At 48.4% G+C, this 20543-nt stretch carries 10 protein-coding genes; 6 read left to right on the top strand and 4 right to left on the bottom strand.

Going from position 1 to position 20543, the window contains the following annotated elements; genetic code table 11:
* Positions 1-645: 645 nt before the first annotated feature.
* Together AC6I7T_RS23230 and AC6I7T_RS23225 are read right to left on the bottom strand one after the other, a co-directional pair.
* Positions 646-2523 carry a RiPP maturation radical SAM C-methyltransferase gene (locus tag AC6I7T_RS23230; protein WP_497790149.1) on the bottom strand — a complete coding sequence of 626 codons (1878 nt, stop codon included), beginning with the start codon at positions 2521-2523 and terminating at the stop codon, positions 646-648.
* Positions 2524-2591: 68 nt separating this feature from the next.
* The gene (locus tag AC6I7T_RS23225) at positions 2592-3725 is read right to left on the bottom strand and encodes a radical SAM protein (RefSeq protein ID WP_497794639.1); all 1134 of its coding nucleotides are present in this window, start codon (positions 3723-3725) and stop codon (positions 2592-2594) included.
* Between the two features lie 1129 nt (positions 3726-4854).
* On the opposite strand from AC6I7T_RS23225, the gene AC6I7T_RS23220 reads away from it, so the two are divergent.
* Entirely contained in the window at positions 4855-5118 is a 264-nt protein-coding gene (locus tag AC6I7T_RS23220) for a PqqD family protein (protein WP_497790148.1), read from the top strand.
* Positions 5119-5168: 50 nt separating this feature from the next.
* Here AC6I7T_RS23220 and AC6I7T_RS23215 read toward each other — a convergent pair whose 3' ends face one another.
* Positions 5169-5963: a class I SAM-dependent DNA methyltransferase gene (locus tag AC6I7T_RS23215; RefSeq protein ID WP_497790147.1), complete on the bottom strand. Its 795-nt coding sequence runs from the start codon at positions 5961-5963 to the stop codon at positions 5169-5171.
* Positions 5964-6265: 302 nt separating this feature from the next.
* Here AC6I7T_RS23215 and AC6I7T_RS23210 point away from each other — a divergent pair, with 302 nt between their 5' ends.
* From AC6I7T_RS23210 to AC6I7T_RS23200, 3 genes are all read left to right on the top strand, one after another.
* Positions 6266-6829, top strand: a complete 564-nt coding sequence (locus AC6I7T_RS23210) for a hypothetical protein (RefSeq protein ID WP_497790146.1) — start codon at positions 6266-6268, stop codon at positions 6827-6829.
* Positions 6830-7450: 621 nt separating this feature from the next.
* Complete coding sequence (locus AC6I7T_RS23205; RefSeq protein WP_497788089.1) at positions 7451-8092, top strand: IS630 family transposase; 642 nt, start codon at positions 7451-7453, stop codon at positions 8090-8092.
* On the top strand, positions 8079-10739 hold the full coding sequence (locus tag AC6I7T_RS23200) for a DEAD/DEAH box helicase (protein ID WP_497790145.1): 2661 nt from the start codon (positions 8079-8081) through the stop codon (positions 10737-10739). The genes AC6I7T_RS23205 and AC6I7T_RS23200 overlap by 14 nt, the downstream gene beginning before the upstream one ends.
* Positions 10740-11756: 1017 nt before the next feature.
* Here AC6I7T_RS23200 and AC6I7T_RS23195 read toward each other — a convergent pair.
* The gene (locus AC6I7T_RS23195) at positions 11757-12035 is read right to left on the bottom strand and encodes a transposase (RefSeq protein ID WP_497790144.1); all 279 of its coding nucleotides are present in this window, start codon (positions 12033-12035) and stop codon (positions 11757-11759) included.
* A gap of 1431 nt (positions 12036-13466) precedes the next feature.
* On the opposite strand from AC6I7T_RS23195, the gene AC6I7T_RS23190 reads away from it, so the two are divergent.
* Complete coding sequence (locus AC6I7T_RS23190) at positions 13467-19949, top strand: RHS repeat-associated core domain-containing protein (protein WP_497790142.1); 6483 nt, start codon at positions 13467-13469, stop codon at positions 19947-19949.
* Positions 19946-20413 carry a hypothetical protein gene (locus AC6I7T_RS23185; protein ID WP_497790141.1) on the top strand — a complete coding sequence of 156 codons (468 nt, stop codon included), beginning with the start codon at positions 19946-19948 and terminating at the stop codon, positions 20411-20413. The genes AC6I7T_RS23190 and AC6I7T_RS23185 overlap by 4 nt, the downstream gene beginning before the upstream one ends.
* Positions 20414-20543: the final 130 nt, after the last annotated feature.

Below are 20543 nucleotides of genomic sequence, written 5' to 3'. Positions count from 1 at the left end.
TGCGGATTTCTTCAATCGAGGCTGGCGCTAGCAACCAGTTCGCTAGAGTTGACTCACCGGCTCTGGTACGAACCGTGCACAAGAGTTCAAATAGAGATCCCTTCCCAAATAAATCTAGATCCCGCGCATATGGATGTGATGAGCTCCCGAATCGCTCTCCTGTTTCTCCTTTACCTAACCAACTTCCATCGAGCCTTGCTATACCGGCCTCATAAAACTCGCATACATTCTTATCTCTTTTGGCCGACCGTAACACCCTTTCATGCCATACACTCAGCATGACTAAAGAGAGAATCAATGGCGGAACGCTGAAAAAGACAACATGGATTCGCAATGCCGTCGCTGTCAACACGACCAATAGAGCTAACAAAGCCAATTTTGAGTATCCGAGTTTTTGCTCACGTACCGTCTCCTTCGCTTGTCTTTGCGATGCCTCCTGAAGATAATGGAAATACGCTTCTTTTATATCAGTCCCTGCGTAGGAGCCTTCCCTATCATTCATCTCCGATGCTGTTTTCATCGCTCACCCGAACATCGCACAAGCGCCTCATACGATGCTTCCCTTTTCAATTTCCGGCCACTCTTTCTATAATTCCCTTAGTCAAGTCCTAGGTATCTCTCCAAGTTTACGTTGAGGGCTTCATTCTAGGCCCCTTCCGCCGATTCGCTACAGCGATAACGCAGTGCATTATGCTTATACTTCACAGCGATTGCGAGGAGGATGTTGCCATCCCGAATCATTAACTCATTATTCAAGAAGTTGTCGATGACTTTATCGATATAGACACGGGGAACATAGTTAAAGTGACTATAGATGGCCTCCATAGATCTCAGTGAATCGCAGTACAGATAGATGTCTCTCGCCACAGAATTAGCAACCTGCCGAATAACAGCTTTTTCAGGTCTGGAATCGAAGAACTCCAGAAAATCACCACCATCGCGTACACAGAGCTCTGGCCTAACTAGGTTTCTGGGATCCAGCTGAGAGATGGAGGAATAGGAACAGAAGTAATGCTTCGCGCGCCAAAGCGCCTGCTCGTCGACCAACTGTGCTCTAGCATCCGCCAGTAAAGCTGATCCGCTCTCTTGGAAAGAGTACTCCAGAGCGCAAAATTCCTGGACATTACTTACATGGAATATTTCCGAGTACCAGTCCATCGGACGTATATTCTCAAGTCCAAATTCTTCAGGTTGGGAAAAGATAGGACTGTTTCGTTGGAGGCTGTATCCCGAAAGGAAAGGGGGCTCCAGATGATGAAGATGTCTCATCATCTGGAGCATCTCATCAATCTCGCCAACTGCTTCAGTTGGAAAATTACCAATAATATTGTATTTCACCCGTATACCAAATTCTTGGCACCACTTCAGGACTTGCACGTTTAATCCAGCAGAGGTTCCTTTTCTCATTTTCTTGAGAATTTTGGAACTAAAACTCTCAACGCCGATCTGAATGCACCTAAAACCAGCCTCATACAGTTTGCGAACCTGTTCTTTCCTCAAGTTCGCCCTAAATTCCCCAGAGAGAACAAACTCGTGCTCCTCCCTGGCTTTTATCAAAAGATCCAGTAACTCATCGAGGTGAGAATAATCGAGAAGAGTATCAACGAAGCAAAACCGGAGACATTGATACCGGGCTAATCCATTCAATATTTCGTTGACAATTCTTTGAGGGCTTTTTGACCGATAACTGGTGACCCCATTATTCAGCGCACAAAAGCTACATCGCCCCCACCAACACCCGCGTGACCCTTCAATTGGAATTACCACCATCGGCTGAAGGATAGGAGTAGATACCAGGCGATCAAAGTAGTCCTTATAGTCGGGATAAGGAAGCTCATTAAGATCGTTGATCAAAGAACGCGCAGGGCCGATACATAGCATAGGCCCGTTTCTATGAATTGCTCCGGGAATTGCCCTTGTCTCCCCGTCCACCATGGCTCGAACAAGATCTACAAATGTCCTCTCGCCTTCGCCATCTACAACGGCGTCAATAAAATTGAACTCCTCCAGAAGACTTTTTCCCATCTCTCCCCGGCAATGGGCACCTCCGAATACGATCTTTATAGAAGGATAATCATTTTTAACTCGTTTCGCTAAAGCCAACGAAGCTGTGAGCTGCGTGAATGTCACACTAAAACCGATGATGGAATAACTTTTCCAGTTCACATTACTCCATAGGCTTTCGAAGTACTGATCAATCTGTTCCTGGGCACAGGAGGGACTCATACTCTCACCGCTATAGTGCAATACACGATTGGTCAGCTGGGCCAGTATTTCCGGATCTACAGAAGAATCTTCATTCATAGCCCTTGCAAAAAGCAGTTCTGAAATCCATCCCCCCGATGCGAGAGCTTCATAGGCCTTGAGGCCTAGCGCAGTAACTAAGGGTAGAAAAGCGGCGAAGGTGTCACACATAATTCCCTCCCGCCGTAGATATGCTTTCAGTACGCCGTGCTGGATAGGTGGAATGTCAGCACTTGCCCATGGCATCGAAACGAGAAGAACTCTCGGAGATTCATTCATAGCCTCTTCCTCTCACTGTTTTCTGCATTGAACAGACCTCGCAGTCCCACTTTCTTTGAAGGGGATTTTTACCTCTCGTTTATACTTTTCATAACCTTTAACGCGCTATGCCTTATGTACGCACGCTGGATCTCTCCAATGATCGCGTCCGGTAGACCACCACAATACCTTCCATCCTTTAGCTTTTGCTTCTCGTCCCAAGCAATGCGACTCTGAAACTCGCAGCCACCGCCACACATCAGGAGGAAAGGACAACGTCTACAAGCAGGGATATCGCAAACAATGCGCCTTCGCGAGAGATCAATCCTTTTTTGAAATAGGTGGTGGTCGACAAGCGTATAAGATCCGACGGCCTCCTGCGGGCAGCCCAGCGCTTCACTACAATCATAGATTCGCCCCTCTGGATCGAACACATACATCCCACGTTGTTTCCCGCAGTGATTTACGGCAACGGGGAACCCATTTCCAGTAAATAGCTGACTGACCATATTGCGCAGGCCACCTCTTCCTTCGAGCCGTTGCAAGAAAATCGGAGCACTATTCTGTCTATACAACTCCGCTATTTCACTCGGTTCGATCCATGTACCCTCAAGTGGAGCGAGGTAGGAGGTAAAGTGGCGATAATTGCACCAGCCTAGGATTTCAACTTCTTTCAGTAGCTTCGGAAGAAGGGGGAGGGAAACTGGATCAACATGAATTCTCAGCGAAACGGCGATTCCGGATTCCAGAGCTAAAGAAATATTGCGAATTATACAATCGTAGGTAGACACTTCCCTCTTGCCAACTCTTCTCGTGTCGTGTAGCTCTCGTGGCCCATCGAGCGTAGCCTGAATTGAGGCTATGGAGTTCGGAGAAATTGCCTTCAGACATGTATCCAATTCGACGCAATTGCTAATAATATTCACCTGATAACCTACACTGCTGGCCCGTTCTACGGCATACCGAGTAGCATCAAGGCAATCCTTTTGCAACGGCTCACCTCCGCTAATTGTTAGGGAGGTTCCTTTTGTTATTGGGTGAATACGTTGCATTGCATTAAAACATGAGTCAATCATGCTTCGGCTCATGACCAAAGACTTCCTTAAATCCCTCCGAATCCCCGGCTGTGGAGAAAACAAATAACAATAAGAACATCGCAGATTACATCGATACGTAGGAATTAGCCAGAACGTGGGAGCTGATACCGTCTGCTGATGCAGCATCCGTATATACTCCGCCATTTGTTGCTGCTCATCCTCTTCAGACAGATCGGTCAGGATACAGGACTCCCGTAGGGCGTCCACGACTTCCTTCCCTGTTTGAGCAGCAATATCGCCGAAGATTTGGCAGGATACTTGATTGTCCCCATTGAATCTAGGATTCGTAACTATATCCGCGATTACACTTTCAACTTCTACGATCTTCCCATTTTTTCCATTTACCAATAGCGAGTTTGGTAAATCCGGAATGTCAACTCGAAATACATATAGGCTCATCCGCATAAAGAGCTATCTCCGCGACGCCCCAACTTCCAACTTCGTTATAACACTATAAATATCGATTTACATTGCCTATCACATCAGCAAATCGAATATCTTGCCATTCATTGCCCAGGCAGGCCTGAAATCAAAGAGTTACCACAACATCACTGGCACAAGTGACGACCATCACAGCCGCATAATAATGTTATACTTAGCCTCCTATTAACTTGGTAATTAGGAGATAACATGTCTACAATTTCCACTGGCAGCTTGATTCCTGAATGGGGGCATCCTGTCATCCAGTCGTTCGAACGTGAAGACCTATGTAGAGAATTCTCTTCTGATACTCTTACCCAGCAAGGTCCCGATAACCCGGCGATGTACGATATTATGTTGCCGCCTTACTGTGCCCGGGTTGGTAGCTGCAGCAGAATAATTGTTTAGCATCGCCAATTTTAGACGTGTTGCTGTGTTCTGGTATCGGGGCTTTGGCTTCGCAGTAATCAGCGAGGGAGTGCCCACATAGTCGCAGAGGTAAAGAAGCAAGGGAGCAAACGAATACTCACTATGAGACCACTAGTTTCCTGGATCCAGACTGCATCTTTAGTCCACTCTGTGTCATAGCCGCCACCTTGGAACATATCCCTGCACGTACAGCGCGATCACCCTCGTGTACTAAGCGGTGTACGTAGATCGACTGAGCATATTTATATATAGCAAAGAACGATCATTATTCTGTCCAGTTACTTAACGTAGATTTGAACAGTATTGCAATCCTCTACCGCCTTGGATGCTTCTCAACAGGAATCACCCAAGGCGAATTAAGAAGGCGACAATTCAGGGCAGTCTCAACTGACAGAAAGGCTTGTTTATGTTCATCGAACGCACGAATGCCTTCGAGTGTCGCAGGGAAAATGGCATGTTTTACCTGCATAACACTTCAACAAGCAAAATTTTCGTTCTGAATCCATACGCGGGGGCTATATGGGAAGAATTGGCCCACGCACAGACGATCTCGCAACTAATCGAAAGTTTGAGAGCACGATTTAACGATAATGGGACACTCGAGCAGGATGTCGATCAGGCACTGCATGACATGCATAACCAAGGTATCGTAACTCTTCACCAGCTCTGATCTTCAGTTGTACGGTACGGAATATTTCTCACCTCTGAACGGTGAAGGGCTCATCTTGGAGAGCAGATGAGAATCTGCTTGAGCGATGAGGTGCTAAAAGGAGACCCCGCGTAGTCAGAGAATCTTTCATCTATCTTGAATCCGTTATAGTACAACAATCCCTCCAGCTCTTGAGGATAGAACATCCGGAGAGTTAGTACCGCTTGGCTTTCATTTCCACAATTCTCGGGTCTGAACCGCCACGTTTCAACACAGGTTTGTTTCACTCCATCATAGTTGGAGCTTCTCTCAATATGTATTATCTCGCTTGTTACTTTATCTCTGTATTTTGCGATAACAATGAAGCGGTCTGAGACTAGGCTTGCCGTGTAGACGGATGGATTATGCAGGTCAAAAATGAAATGCCCGTTAGGCTTCAGGTGCTCTCTAACACACGATAAGCACGCCTCAATATCTTCTCTCGATACAAGATGGGAGAAGGAATTTGCCACCGCAATAACAGATTGAAAACATCGGGACAGGTGAAACCGTCGCATGTCGGATTGTATCCAAGTGACAGGAGAAAGCCCGATGCCGCTTTCCTTTTGTTTCGCCCTGGAGAGCATTTCGAATGAAAGATCCAGACCTGTGATTTCCAGCCCTGCATCTCTTAATGGGAGTGTTATTCTTCCAGTGCCACAACCAAGTTCCAATACTGTATCACCATATCGAGATAGGCAAGATTGATAGAATTTGATTTGTTTCGATCCAGAGAGCTTCGAAGGTGCGAGCGCAGAAAGAACCTGGTCGATTTCATCGTAACGCGATGCATCGCGATAAAAGCTATCATAGTCGTATTGGCTCATTCGCATATGATTATAACCCTATACATGCTAGCCTGAAAATCAGTGGTACCACTCCCGCGCAAGGAGGGATGCTATCGCTATCTTCCGAAATCATCGTGCAAGTTGAATTAGCTCCAAAGAACCAACTCAGGAAGACGATATTACCGTTTCCCAGTAATATGGTTTGAATTCATCTTTATATGGATTCAGCCAAAACCTATCTATAGTACGCCCGTTTAGCTATAAGAGTTCAAGGAATGACCGTCTTTTCAGACCGCTTAGCTAGCAGGCTGCAGACACAGCAATAGATGACTGTTAGGCTGATGAAATACAAGGCAAGACGTCTTTGCTGGAGGGCCTATTTCGTGAGCGAGTGTGATGTACTACGTTTTTGGCGTGACATTGAGATCTTCAATCTCCCCAGTGCACCGAAGATAGCACGCGATAAACGTCAGATCACCGCCCCGTTTCAGAAGGGTGATCTTCTACCCTGGCAAAAAGGTTATGATTCATTGCCACTTCCTTCCGAATCAGAGGAATGGGTACATGCGGTCTTCCTTGCGGTTTCTCCGGCTAGAAATTGGGCTAAGATTATCCTCGACGAGATAAACCCAAGCTGCAGCCTAAACCGGACAGATATTGAGCGTATTAGCGGCGAAAGCTGGTTGGCCGCCTTCATGGTTGACAGCCAGGGAATAGTAGCCGGTAACACCTATGTCTTAGCCAGTTTTTCATTAGGCATACAGCGTTTGCGAGCCCGCAAGACACTGGATGACCTAAATTCGGACATTCAAAAGTCTATTAATGATTTCTTCGAACGCCGCGTTCTAACGAAAAACAAGGCACAAAAAGGCGAGACGAAAGCTACCGAGAATAAAACAGAGTAAAACCATCCAACGCCCTCGACCTCGGCCGTTTCGGGCAAAGATCAGGAAATTCCGGAGCAGGACAATACCTCGCACTCTATTGACTGGGATGATCTGGAGGAAGAGTTGCAACATGCTCTCGAGCCATTTCCCCAGCAGGTCAAAGATCAACCCTATCGGGTGCTGATCAAATCCAGTATGCGGAAGCGCCGAGCCGACAAGGAGGATTCTTCCCTCTCCCCAGATGTCGACTTTCTCAATTCCTTCTACCTAGAGCATTTTTCGAATTAGTGTAGACTGAGCATGGCGAAACTCAGCGACAAGCAAAGCAATGGCGAAAGCCTACGAAGATGATCTGCGACGTAAGTTCCTAGCAGCCTATGATGATGGGAATGGGACGCTGGAGGAATTGGCAGAGCTATTTGGAGTAAGTGTAGGTTGGGCGAAGAAGGTTTCCAGCCAGCGGAAGCATAGTGGTCAAGCCGAGCGAGTTGTTCATCGTCCCGGGAGAAAACCACACGTCGGAGCCAGAGAGCAAAAGCAGGTAATAGCGTGGGTGGAAGCGGAGCCGGATTTAACGTTGGCTGAAGTGCAAGCAAAGTTGCACAATGAAGCAAGCGTGGAACTGAGCTTGGGGCGGATTTGGTTTCTACTTCGGAAACTGGGTTTACGGCTGAAAAAAAGTCGCTCTATGCCAGTGAACGCGATACCGAAGCGAACCGCCAGCGACGCCAAGAATTTGTCGCCAAGATCCAGGCGACAAGTCTGGAACGGCTGATCTTCCTTGACGAGAGTGGTGTGACAACTTCGATGACGAGGCGTTATGCCCGTTGCCTCGGAGGCACTCGTATACACGAATCTACTCCTGGAGGACAATGGAAAATCATGACCATCCTGGGAGCAATGAGTTTTCGTGGCATGGTAGCAACGATGACCATCGAAGCCGCTACCGATGCGGAGATATTCCTAGCCTATGTCGAACACATACTCTGTCCGGCACTGACAGCTGGCGATGTGGTGGTAATGGACAACTTGAGTTCCCATAAGGTCAACGGCGTACGGAGGCTGATCGAGGCCGCTGGAGCAGAATTGCTATACCTGCCGCCTTACTCGCCCGATCTGAATCCGATCGAAAAGGCTTGGGCTAAGCTCAAACAACTGCTTCGGGCTGCCAAAGCTAGAACCAGAGAATCCCTTGAGCAAGCTATAGCCGACGCTCTCAAGCTTATTTCCCCTGATAATGCTCAGGCTTGGTTCCGTCTCTGTATAAATGGTCTACACTAATTCGAAAAATGCTCTAAAAGACCTCGATCATCTGATTTCCATTGCTGGCTCAAAGAGACGAACCTCGTTTGGAACCGCATTGAGCCGCTATCTTGGCCCGGAGTCTTCTGCCGACAAACGTAGAGACATTCTCGCTGAGACAGATGCCATGGCGGATTGTGTTTCGCCGCAGGAGCTGACTTCCGGGCGTTGGCCGGAGAAGAGTCACCATCATCTATATCTTGCACAACAGGCTGCGGTGGGAGAGATTACCTCTCAATTAACTGCCGATACAGAATTGATAGCCGTCAATGGGCCACCGGGAACCGGCAAAACGACACTTCTTCGGGATGTGGTGGCGGAAGTAGTTGTGAATCGAGCGAAGGGCTTGGCTAAACTCGACCATCCCTGGCAGCTCTTCGAGAAGAAGATCGATATCGGGGGCAAACCATTCAATCCCCTCAAGCCTCAGATTGCTACGGGCACGGGTATTGTAGTCACCAGCAATAACAATGCCGCTGTCGAAAACATCACACTTGAACTGCCAGTTCAAGAGAAAATCGCGCAAGACGAATTTCCGGAAGCAAGCTATTTCCGGGAAGTTGCAACAAAAATCTTCCAGAAGGCAAATATCAAAAAAGCTGCATGGGGCCTGATTGCAGCCAGGCTTGGGAACAAGGAGAACTGCTACAAGTTTCTCGATGCCTTCTACCAAGACTTCGTGGCAATGCCTGGACCAAACGAACCATGCGACATCAAGTCTCTTCTTGAAATGCAGCCCAATCAAGGAACGGAAGAAGCTTGGGGAGAAGCGAAAAAAGAGTTCTTGGAGCTCGCTTCGGAAGTCGAAGGATTCCGATATAGATGCATTGAAATCGAGCGGATTTTACAACAGCTCAGGCAGATATCGTCTCAGATTCAGTCGGCAGAACAAGAGATCGAAGGTGCGCAACAGGAACTGAACTCACTGTACACACGATCAAGACAACTCGAGATCGATGCGCAATCGGCTGTCGAGACCAGCAAGGCCATTGCAATCGAAGCCAGCAATGTAACGCGGATGGTTAATCTCACCGCACAAAGCACGGAGGATCGATTCGAGTTAGCCAAAGCAGAAAAGGCTCCCCGCTTTTGGGAGCGCTGCCTGAAAATCGTTGGCTTTCGAACCGAAAGAGTACGCACTTGGGAGATAGCCACACGTGCGGCGCGCATGGCACGCGCTGAAGCGAATGATGCTCTGAAGCTTGCCCTTACCCGGCAAGGCAGTGCAAATGGAGAGTATACGCGTTGCGTAAAGGCTCTTGAATCTCTGAAAACGCAACAGCAACTGGCGGCCTCGCAGCTGAACATCAAAATTCAGTCTGCCGAGCAACAGATTGAGGAATTCAAGAAAGCCACACAAAAGCTAGAAAACAAGATTGACACGTCACGCCAAACTGTTGGGAATTTGCCCGACAATACATTTTACGCTCGATCATTGGAAGAACAGCATCGCGGAAGCGTCTGGGTATCTCCCGAGTTTGAATCGCTTCGTTCCAAGCTGTTTCTTGCAGCATTACGCCTACATGAAGCAACGTTGAAGGCATGCAAGACGAAAGCAATTCCCAATCTGCGCCTAGTAAAAGCTATGTTGGCTGGAAACACACCGGAACCGATTCTTCCGGAACATCGAAGCTTGGTGTGGGACATGCTGTTCTTCACCGTACCGGTCGTCTCCAGTTCCCTTGCATCCTTTGGTCGTCTTTTCGACGGCATGGAGCAGGAATCTCTGGGATGGCTCCTAATTGATGAAGCCGGTCAAGCGACTCCGCAATCTGTTGCAGGAGCACTTTGGCGCAGCAAACGGGTCGTAGTAATCGGCGATCCAATGCAGGTTGAACCCGTGGTCACAGTTCCCTCTGCCGTGATCGTGGAATTGCGGAAGAGGAATAATGTGGATGTCTCGTGGTCTCCATTGACGGAATCGGCACAGACGATCTCTGACCGCACGATGACCTTGGGTGCATATATAGGAAGCACCCGTCGATCCAAAGAAGCCAAATGGACAGGACTCCCCTTGCGTGCACATAGGCGTTGTATCGATCCCATGTTCGGAGTTTCAAATGCCATTGCATATGACGGCCAAATGGTACAGGCAAACACTCAACCTGAGACCATCGATTGCATCTTAGGGGAAAGTGCCTGGTTCGATGTACGTGGCACCTCGTCGGATCGCCAGATTGTAAAGGAAGAACTGCGCTGTCTTGAGGCTGTGCTTCGCCGTCTTAAAAGCGACTGGCCGAGGAGTGGTTCAGGTAAACCTGCCAGCATTTATGTTATCTCTCCATTTCGAAGAGTAGCCACCTCCTGCAGAGAGGCAATCAGGAAAACAGGCTACTTCCCGGGAGGCCGCAAAATACCATGCGGAACGGTCCACACCTTTCAGGGAAAAGAAGCAGAGGTAGTCATTCTTGTTTTGGGCTCCTCGCCAGGGCGTGCAGGCCGAGGCAGTCGCGCCTGGGCTGCATGGAAACCCAATCTGCTCAATGTGGCTATCACGAGAGCAAAGCTCCGCCTCTATCTAATCGGCAATGCGGAAGATTGGGGTCAGTGCCCTTCCTTTGACACGCTGCTGCAGCACTACCAAGCCAGCAACCAGGTCATCGAACCTACATCGATATTGGGATGATCTCGAGATATAGCATGAGCCCGAGAGACAAATGATCCCAATGCTCTGGATCAAATTCGGATTTGTGTTGTAGCCGTTTCCGTTCCGAACGTTGCGATATACAGCCGGTTGACTTCGTTCTTTAGCTCGTAAAACTCCATCTGCACGAACACCCGCTCCGAAGAGTATCCGACCGGTCGCTTCCACAGGAATTGACCACCTTTGGGATCTCTTCTCGGGAGGCAATTCTAGTTGGTACAATCACGGAGCTGGTTGGGTTAGACTGCTCTGGACACGTTGCTGAATATTCAAAGAAAGCTCCCAGCAAAAACCACAATAAGTCTCAGTCTCCGAGAAATGTCTACGCCCCAAGCCACCCATCAAGGAGTTGCGCGGTAGTGACTTCGGACCACATCCACGCACGGAGATCAGAGGGTTTTCGGGAGCAGGCAGCGCCTTTTTGAAACCCAGGATCGCCTCACCTTAAGGACACGCGAGAAAACTTATCATCCAAGCCCGAGAGATTGCACCCGCCCCAATGGGGCCCCGCAAATGAAGCTAGGCCCGGAGGCGCCCAGAAGCTGTTGTGGTCGCCATGGAGCAGGCACTTCAGGCGACTGAATTGCTTTTTCAGGCGAACGGATTCGCCGTGATTGTCTTGGATCTGAGTAGTATCGCGCCTGAATTTAACATACGCTTGCCGCTGGCAACATGCTCCCACTATGGAGTTCCCACAGAAAGGACCCGGTCGAGTACCCTGCTTCTCACATAATATCTCTGCGCAAAAGGCAGCACCAAGTTACTGCTTCAGCTCGAAGCGGAAGCAGCTCTTGAATCCAATGGTCGATAAAGTGAAACGAAGTGGACCCCTGCCAGAAATTTTCACTTTTTCAGCAGATCATGAAATAAGGCCTCACGCGCATCTGCGCGTCGAGCGCAGGAAGACGATTATATAGGAAGCCGTTATCTTTCTTCAGGATTGCCGTCCGGGAGCACTCTCTAGATGGAAAGCGCGTTTTTAGCAGGGCATCTGATCGATCACGAGTACAGTGTTCTCTCTCTCTCTGCAGGTAGGCGGCGTAGCATCTGCAGGTTTTCTTCACTGATGATGCCGCGATCAAAAACCCATACCCGCCGAGCCTTGCCGTATTTGCGCTCCACCATGCGCACCACCGCTTCCAGACTGCTAACATCGGCGCGGTTGCCGTTGAAAGTCTCATAGCTGAGAGGAAAACCCTCGGTGTTGACCACCAGGGCAATGACCAGTTGCTTGCAATCAGGTCGATGATCTCGCGAATATCGTTCCTTGCCAAGCATCTGCCTGCCACATCACAAGTAATTGTGACATTTGAACACGATGTTCCAGACAGATTTGACGAGCGGATCGAACTCCTAGAACCTCGTGGGTTGCTTCAAGAGCAGGAATTTCCATCCATTTCGTTTGAGATGGATGGCCTTGTTGGGAAGATGAACGAAGCAATCTTAAGCCCCAAAGCAATAACTGAGCAGTAGTGCTCATCGCTTTAATGATTATTTACACAGCAAACGGCAGTAGCTCGTATCTCAGAAGTCGGCAGCATGGCAAGCCACACGGGAACCAGAGGCATTCATAGCGTTCTTTAACGTTGATTCGAGCCCGGTCAGCTGGACCACGTTTCGTTAAGTCATCAGCCATTTCATAAACCTCTAATTGCCAAATCAAATTGGTTCCAAAGAACCAGCCCAGAAGAAGCTACCACTGTCTCACGACGATAGCGCTTGAATTTGTCCTTCTGTTGATCCGGCCAAAACTCGTCGCCAGGAAGCTTGTCCATTGACAATCTAGAATTGCTGACCAAAAAACGAGCATATTGAACGATAAGCAGCGAGAGTTTTGTTCTTATTCATTCCGCTCAATGTGATCGCTCAATTCTCTATCATCAACTATCTTGACTGTAACGCGAGTAGCACCAAGAAGTCGGGATGTGCCCTCTTTGGATTCAAAGACTCGAGGACCTAACAGCGCTATCTGGGCAAGTTTTGTGGGAAAGGACAGAATCCAGACCTGAACCGGTGTAACTAAAAGCCGGCATCAGCGTCAAGACCATGCACCGTCTACCTATACACCACGTGCACACGCCGCAGAACCGTCGCGCTCTTACCCTGCGAGCATCGCCTGGGATAAAGACTAAGCTCGTTTCTCCGAGCAGGGCTCTTAGAAGAAGAGATGCTCAAGATCCGCTCTCTAACATCACTAGCTATAGCGAGGCAGGATCACATAAATCCCGGCTCACAACCCCATAACAGATCGGATATCCCAGTATATTAAAAAATAATAGCACTGTTCACATCGGCTAGATTTACGAAATATTTAGATTGACAACCAGGCAAGCAGGGCGTAAACCTAAACGGTCGATATAAGAAGTAAATAGTTTTATCGACTATTTCCCAGCTTATTGAAGTCCAACGTAAGGAGTGCAAAGGGAGCCAGTTCAGGGCAACTTTCTTCAGTCGTTTGATTGCCTGCACCTCTAGCAATGACAGCAAAACATTACAAGCGTTATAAGATGATTGACAACACCTTTCCTGTAGAAAACGTCCGACGTTATAGGGCATTTGATGAGCAGTAAGACTTGTTAGAACAGTAAGGAAGCGAATCAGATGGCAATCCATGGTGCGGAATACCTTAGTTATCTATGTTTTTCACGATCTATTCCCAGCGTGAAAGTGAAACGTGTTTTTCTTTTCTTCTCTTTCATGATCATTTTCATGGTGACGTTTTTGGCCGCCCATGCTCAAGTAAACGCTCCTGATCTTAACAACGACACAGGAATCAAACCATATGAGTCTTACGATGGGGCGAAGGAGAAGGTTAATCTTTCTTCAGGGAATCTGAACGTGAGTATTCCCCTCGTCGAATTAAAAGGACGGGCAGGAAACACACTGGCGCTCTCGCTCTCCTATAACAGCCAGAATTGGACACCTAAGCAATACGATCCCACTACGGGTGGACCCATAACCTACTTTTGGGACATAGAGAGCAACCTTCCTTCGCTTACTGGAGATACAGGTTGGCGGCTTAATACACCCGTTACGGCAGTACTATTTGCGACAGGTGTGATGCACGCGGCAGGAACACTAAGCACTAACATGATGCAGTGTTGGGAAAACTTCGTGCTCGAAATGCCGGATGGATCTAAACACTCCTTTCCAGATGTACGAACAAGTTGCGAAGAATGGAAATCGGTTGGGAATGACGTCTATACATGGGTGCCGCAACAGGCAGAAGACCACCCGATGGGAACTAATGCCTCACATGACATCAATCCTCCTATAGATATAAAAGTTCTTGATGTTGTCAACGGAAGCATCTCCTTTCGGAATGGCTCAAAACTATATTTTCCGACGTCTCTCTTTCTGAACGTTAGTCCCGCTGTCGGCAACATCGGTGTCGGCTCCACAAGTTCTGTAACCGCTTCCTCCCTTGCTGATGCTAACGGCAATGTCACAAACCTGACGGAAAGCAGCAACCGGACGACCATTACCGATACACTGGGGCGCAAAATTATAATTAGCGGAGATGCTAACAGCTCTCAGCAGGCAATTCAATACCAGGATTCAAATGGCAGAACTCGTACTATCACTCTCAACTACAAAACACATCTTGCCCTAAAGCCCACATTCACGGAACCAACATCTTCAGCAGGCGGTCTAAGCACGATGTTGTCGTCGGTGATACTTCCAGATGGACTTAGTTACACGTTTCAGTATAACAACTTCGGCGAATTGATAGCGATCACCTATCCCTCAGGCGGATATACTCGCTACGAATATGCCACCTATTCCCATTCTTATAAATGGGGCAATTCTTATATAGTGAGCAGTGCTCCGGCAGACTACCGTGAGGTGGTGGCTAAACATGAATGTTCTTCGGTGGCAGTTCCGGCAGGCTTAGCAACCCCGCCCGCAAGCCTTAGTTGTACGTCAGGTGAAAACACAACAACATATACACCAACCGTTGATGACTCGATGGAAAACAATGGCTTCGAAAGGATCACCGATCCATCGGGAAATACTACAGTTGTTCAATTCGACTGGCTTTGCTACCCCACCGCAACATTTGCAGCAACATGCAATAAAAACTGGATGATGACACCATACGAAGGTAGTCGGACTATCTATCAAGGAACATCCACCTTGCTGGAAAGCATCGCAACGGAATACGAGGGGGGGGTCGGAGCGCCCTTACCCACTCGTAAGGTAATAACCCTCAACAGTGGGCAACAGAGTGAAATTCAATGGGATTACGACAGATCTTCTAGTATCTATACTTTCACTTGGACGGACAGAACGTTACAGAACAGTGAATACTTTGCAACAATTCAGCCGAATCATCTGATCGAGGAAAGAGTCTACGATTTCGGCCCGGGATCGCGAGGTCCTCTCTTGCGTAGGACAAATTATTCATGGCTAAAAACCAATTCGGCGAATAATCTTGATTACTGGTCGCCGAAGATTTTTGTTCTCGACCGAAAACTTCAAGAGACTGTTTTTGATGGCTCCTCGAATCTGCTGGCACAGAAGGTACAGGGATACGATGAGGCTGCACTGGCTATTAGCGGGGCCATCCAGCACGGCATCTCCGGCAATGCTTACGGAATGGAATACACTACCAGAGGTAATGCCACTAGTACAACCAGCTGGGTGAGTTCAAGGAAAGCGGTGATCGAGAGGAACTTTTATGATGATACAGGAAATATCGTAGCCCACGTGGACCCACGCGGAAACCTTACGACATACAGCTATGCGGATGCTTGGGTAGACGCTTCTTGTTCCCTTTCAGGTGCAAATACCGCAGCCTACCTTACTACAGTGACCGATGCTCTGGGCCATTCCACAAAGGCAGGGTACAACTCCTGTACGGGAACACTGGCATCTCTTGTCGACTCCAATAGTCAAAGAACCAGCTATTTTTACGACAGCATGGATCGACGGATTAAAGTCGAATACCCCGACAGAGGACAGACATGTCTTCAATATAGTGATGCATATAATTCATATTGTCCGAGTGCATCCGGATCGATTCTCCCTATCAATATTACGACGACAACCGCCATAGATTCTTCGACTAGCAAAGTAACCACCGAGATCCACGACGGTCTGTCACGGAAGGTCCAAACTCAGATAAATTCTGATAATGGAGGAACTGACTACGTCGATACTACTTATGATGCCGAGGGGAGAGTATGGACCACATCTAATCCATATCGAGCAACTTCCGATGCCACCTATGGAATAACTAGATACAGATACGATGCACTAGATCGGCTAATAGCTCAGGAGAATTCGGATCAGACCATTGAGAGCTGGGCCTACAATGGGAATACAATCACCTTTACCGATGAATCAGGCAATCAATGGCAACGCACAAAGGATAATCTTGGGCGACTGACAAAGATATTGGAACCGAATGGAAGCAGTCAAAGCGCCTCTATGCAGACAGTTTACGGCTACGATGTACTCGGTAATCTTATTTCCTCCGTACAGTCCGGGACTGGAACCACCTCTATCTCCCGTAGGTTTGCCTACGATGGTCTCTCTCGCCTGATTGCAGCTAACAATCCAGAGAATGCTTCTGCGGCCAAGCCACCAAGCCTTACATGCTCAGGAACAAGCGGTTCATGGACAAACTGCTATGAGTATGATGAAAATGGGAATATCATTTCCAAGACTGATAATCGCGGTGTGAAAATCAGCTATAGCTACGATGCAATTAATCGCCTTGTTGGGAAAAATTACAGTGATGACGCAACGCCATCTATCGGATACGGATATGACGGTAATGATGAGAAAGGAAATGCAGTTTCTGGGGTTACGAACGCTATCGGGAGGCTCACACACTCCACCAACGGAATCAATGCAGCCTCTACCTACTCGTACGATCCGATGGGGCGAATCATCCAAAAAGCTTCCTGCCTTCCTGGAGATTGCTCTTACAATGTCGCTATAAATGCAACGTATGATCTGGCAGGAAATATTCACACCTTGACCAATGGATCCCCTACGCAGCCAATACAGTTTACCTACAGCTATGACGGGGCAAACCGTCTTAGTACTATTAGTAGTAGTTGGACTCCGGATTCAAATCATCCGGCAACACTATTTGCCGCCTCAAGCTACGGACCTACTGGATTGTTGTTTGCTGAGCTTGGTGTAAATAGCGGCACTAATGATCCTCTAATAGAACTGGCACGCACATATGATTCTAGGATGCGGATTCACTCGGAAAATGATATTGGGAACGTGCCCGTTGCCCCCACATCGGGAAGCGTCTCTCTGACTATTCAAGGTGCGGAGCAGAGCAAAGGGACCGCAACGGCAGCAACAGGCAGCGTAGCCATCAGCACAAACACTGGTGGCGAACAAAGCAAGATAACCAAGGCAGCAACCTCTAGCTCGGGAACAATCACAATCTCCGGGTTGGAGCAGTCCAAGCAGATTAACGTCGTACCTGCTAAAGCAGGCTCCGCCTTGATAAGTGTTTACGGAACTGCAAACACTACATCACAGCAGACAATCACTGTAACTATCAATGGTGTTTCAGCGCACAATTCCTATGCTGGAATGGGAATTTCTAGCTCAGCGATCGCATCAATGATCGCAAGTATTATCAATTCAGGAAGTATGCCTGTAAGCGCATCAGCCCAGGGCTCAAGTGTCGTAGTAGGATCTAAAAGTACCGGCAGCGCAACAAACTACTCACTATCTATTTACGATACAGACAATGAGATCTCGTTTTCAGCACCTCCGGCACTTTCAGGTGGTACAGACGGTTCTCCGGGTTCAACAGTATATGATTCCGGCGGGATATCGGCAACAATCAACGGATGCGCTGCCGCTTACCAATGGGGTCAGCCAGACAATATCGCAACAATCGCACTTAGCCTGGCTCAGTCAATCAATTCGCACTGTAACACATCCGTTTTAGCGAGTGCCTCTGGCAACACAATTGGCCTGACCAGTGCACATACTGGTTCAAGCGTAAACTATGCAGTGGGAGTCAGTGTCAGCCATGACGACTCACAGTTTACGAACCCATCCTTCGACGCGAGTAGTGTGCCTATGACAGGTGGGACTGACTCCATCACAACCTACGATTCAGGATCGTTAACAGTCTCAATCAATGGAAAAGATACCACTGTCAACTACGGACAAGGAGATTCAGTAAGCAGTTTAGTCTCCAAGCTGCAGTCTTCTCTGAATTCAAGTATATTGGTGTCCTCAAGCGTATCCGGGACCACTGTTGTTCTAACAACAAAGCAAACTGGATCTTCGGCCAACTTCCCACTTTCCGCAAGCGTCAGCTATAACTCGTCAATCTTCTCTCAACCTTCTTTTTCAATAACACCTTCTGGTAACAATTTTACTGGAGGGACCGATGCGTCCGGTATCCCAGTATACGATTCCGGCACTGTTACGCTGACCATTGGAAGCACGACGCAGACCATTAACTATGGAAACGGAGACACCATCTCCACGATTGCCAGCAAATTGCAGAGTGTTTTTGGGGGTAACGGTGCCGTGTCCGTGATCGCTTCAGGGCCTACACTAAATGTAATGGCCAAAACCACCGGCGCTTCTACCAATTACAGTTTTTCCAGTTCCAATAGCTATGACACGGCTCACTTTGGCACTGCATCCTTCAGCGTTCTGCCATCGAGCGGTTCGATGAGCGGCGGTGCGGATCCGACAATTGGACGAGGAGTAGTCTATAGCTACAATATTGGAGCCTACTCAGGAAATGGGAATGTTGTATCTTATACCGATTCCGTGATGGGACATTGGACCTTCCAAAGTCCCGGATATGATTCGTTGAACCGTCTGGTAAATGGAGTCTCCGATAGTGGCCCATATCAAGGCCAATATGCATGTTGGAGCTATGACGCATTTGGGAATCGGACTCAGGAAGCGATTTCCTCCACCCCTTGCACGAATTCACCAACTCCAACCAGTTGGTCTGCCTACAATACAAATAATCAGATATCCAGTACTGGACTGATGACCGCTGGGTACGAATATGATGCAGCCGGTAATGTGACGAATGACGGGATCAATCAGTATATGTATGACGGCGAAGGAAGACTATGCGCAGTAAAACAAGCATCAGGAAATGTATTCGGATATGTCTATAATCCTGACGGCAGTCGAGTTGCAAAGGGAGCCCTTACCTCCTTTAGCTGCAATTTATCTAATAATACCTTTGTGGTGTCCAGTAGTTACATTACGGACTTGGATGGCAAACAATTGACCGAGCTAAATCGCAGAGTCGGGTGGTTGCACACAAACGTATTTGCAAATGGAAGATTATTGGCAACTTACGCGGGAATGGATACTCATTTTGCACTGAATGACTGGCTCGGAACAAAACGGGCAGAAATAGGCACTGATGGATGTACGACCACCTACACGAGCCTGCCGTATGGTAATGCATTAATACCTTCGGGGAATTGCCCCGATATAACCGAGCATCACTTTACGGGCAAGGAACGTGACACTGAATCCGGCAATGATTATTTCGGGGCCCGGTACTTCGGATCATCAATGGGAAGATTTTTGACACCAGACTGGAGCGCCAAGATCGAACCCGTTCCATACTCCAAAATCGACGCCCCACAATCGCTAAATTTGTATACCTACGCGGGCAATAATCCACTCTCGGCATCGGACCTTGATGGCCATACTCCGATGCTTGCAAATGATGCTGTATGTGGACTTGATAACATGTATTGTCAAACAGCACCATACGATGAGGCTCAGTCAAAACTGTTGACTGGAGGGGGAGGGCAGCAGGGCCAAACACCGGCCCAACAGCAGAGCAATGGCCAACAACCGCCGAAGACCTTGACGGGTGACGCCACGGAGTACAAACTCCCCGGCGCGAAGCTGGCATACGGTGGCACGTACGATTCCACCAAGATGGCTGCAGCTATGACGTCAGACAGAGCTAGGAATGGTCAGGTCGTTGATGTCACATACACTACCAAGGACGCTAAAGGCAATTCAGTTACGACTACGATTCACGTGACCGTTAACGACGCGGGACCGTTTGCTCGCGGCGACGATAGAAAAGCGCTGCATCCACTGCGCCCAGACCCAAAGATCGTCATCGACTTGACCCCGACCGCAATGAAAGCTCTGACTGGATCAGAGCACAATCGAGTACCTGTAACCGTGACGGTGCCCCAGCCATGATGAAAATGATTAGAGCGTTTCAGTTGATTGTTTTGTCCGCGACATTCATGACGTTCGCAGGTTTGCCTGCAAGCGGGCAGATTATGTCGGTGTCCGTATCTAAGCTTTCCCTTACCACAGGAGAGCGCATAGTCGGTTTCGAGGTGCACGTGAAGGCAGGGAGGATAGCGCTGCTACCCAATATTCCCATCGGCTGGAATATGTCAGTCGATAACGATCCTTCCTGGGAGACCGTTGTCAAGGGTTCAATCGAGGTTGGAGGGGCAGCTACAGATGCGGACTTCTTGCGCGAGTTCATGGTCATTGAGAAAGAACCAGGGGCATCTCATGATTCGCCGCTCGACTTGTCCGGAGAAGTGGTTGTGACTGCTGATTTCAAGAACGAGCGACACATCAAATTGGTGATGAAGGATTTCATCACAAAGGGGGCAGGTGCCCGTGATTCTTCTAAAAAGCCGAAATAGGCCGCGGCGCAACAGCAGGAACAAAAGGCAGAAGTCGGATATGGCGAAACTGCTGGCCTTGTCCCTGAACGAGCTGCGAATGCGGAGTCCCACGTAGAAGAGCCCATACGGCTCTTCTACGTGGGACTCC

This window comes from Humiphilus diazotrophicus (assembly GCF_059726315.1).
The sequence above is the reverse complement of the archived record's forward strand: the minus strand, read 5'-3'. Positions and strand labels throughout refer to the sequence as shown.

Bases quoted from the DNA above. Each gene is read 5' to 3' on its own strand.
- AC6I7T_RS23230 (WP_497790149.1), bottom strand. From the start codon at position 2,523: ATGAATGAATCTCCGAGAGTTCTTCTCGTTTCGATGCCATGGGCAAGT.
- AC6I7T_RS23225 (WP_497794639.1), bottom strand. From the start codon at position 3,725: ATGCTGCATCAGCAGACGGTATCAGCTCCCACGTTCTGGCTAATTCCT.
- AC6I7T_RS23220 (WP_497790148.1), top strand. From the start codon at position 4,855: ATGTTCATCGAACGCACGAATGCCTTCGAGTGTCGCAGGGAAAATGGC.
- AC6I7T_RS23215 (WP_497790147.1), bottom strand. From the start codon at position 5,963: ATGAGCCAATACGACTATGATAGCTTTTATCGCGATGCATCGCGTTAC.
- AC6I7T_RS23210 (WP_497790146.1), top strand. From the start codon at position 6,266: ATGAAATACAAGGCAAGACGTCTTTGCTGGAGGGCCTATTTCGTGAGC.
- AC6I7T_RS23200 (WP_497790145.1), top strand. From the start codon at position 8,079: ATGGTCTACACTAATTCGAAAAATGCTCTAAAAGACCTCGATCATCTG.
- AC6I7T_RS23195 (WP_497790144.1), bottom strand. From the start codon at position 12,035: ATGCTTGGCAAGGAACGATATTCGCGAGATCATCGACCTGATTGCAAG.
- AC6I7T_RS23190 (WP_497790142.1), top strand. From the start codon at position 13,467: ATGGTGACGTTTTTGGCCGCCCATGCTCAAGTAAACGCTCCTGATCTT.
- AC6I7T_RS23185 (WP_497790141.1), top strand. From the start codon at position 19,946: ATGATGAAAATGATTAGAGCGTTTCAGTTGATTGTTTTGTCCGCGACA.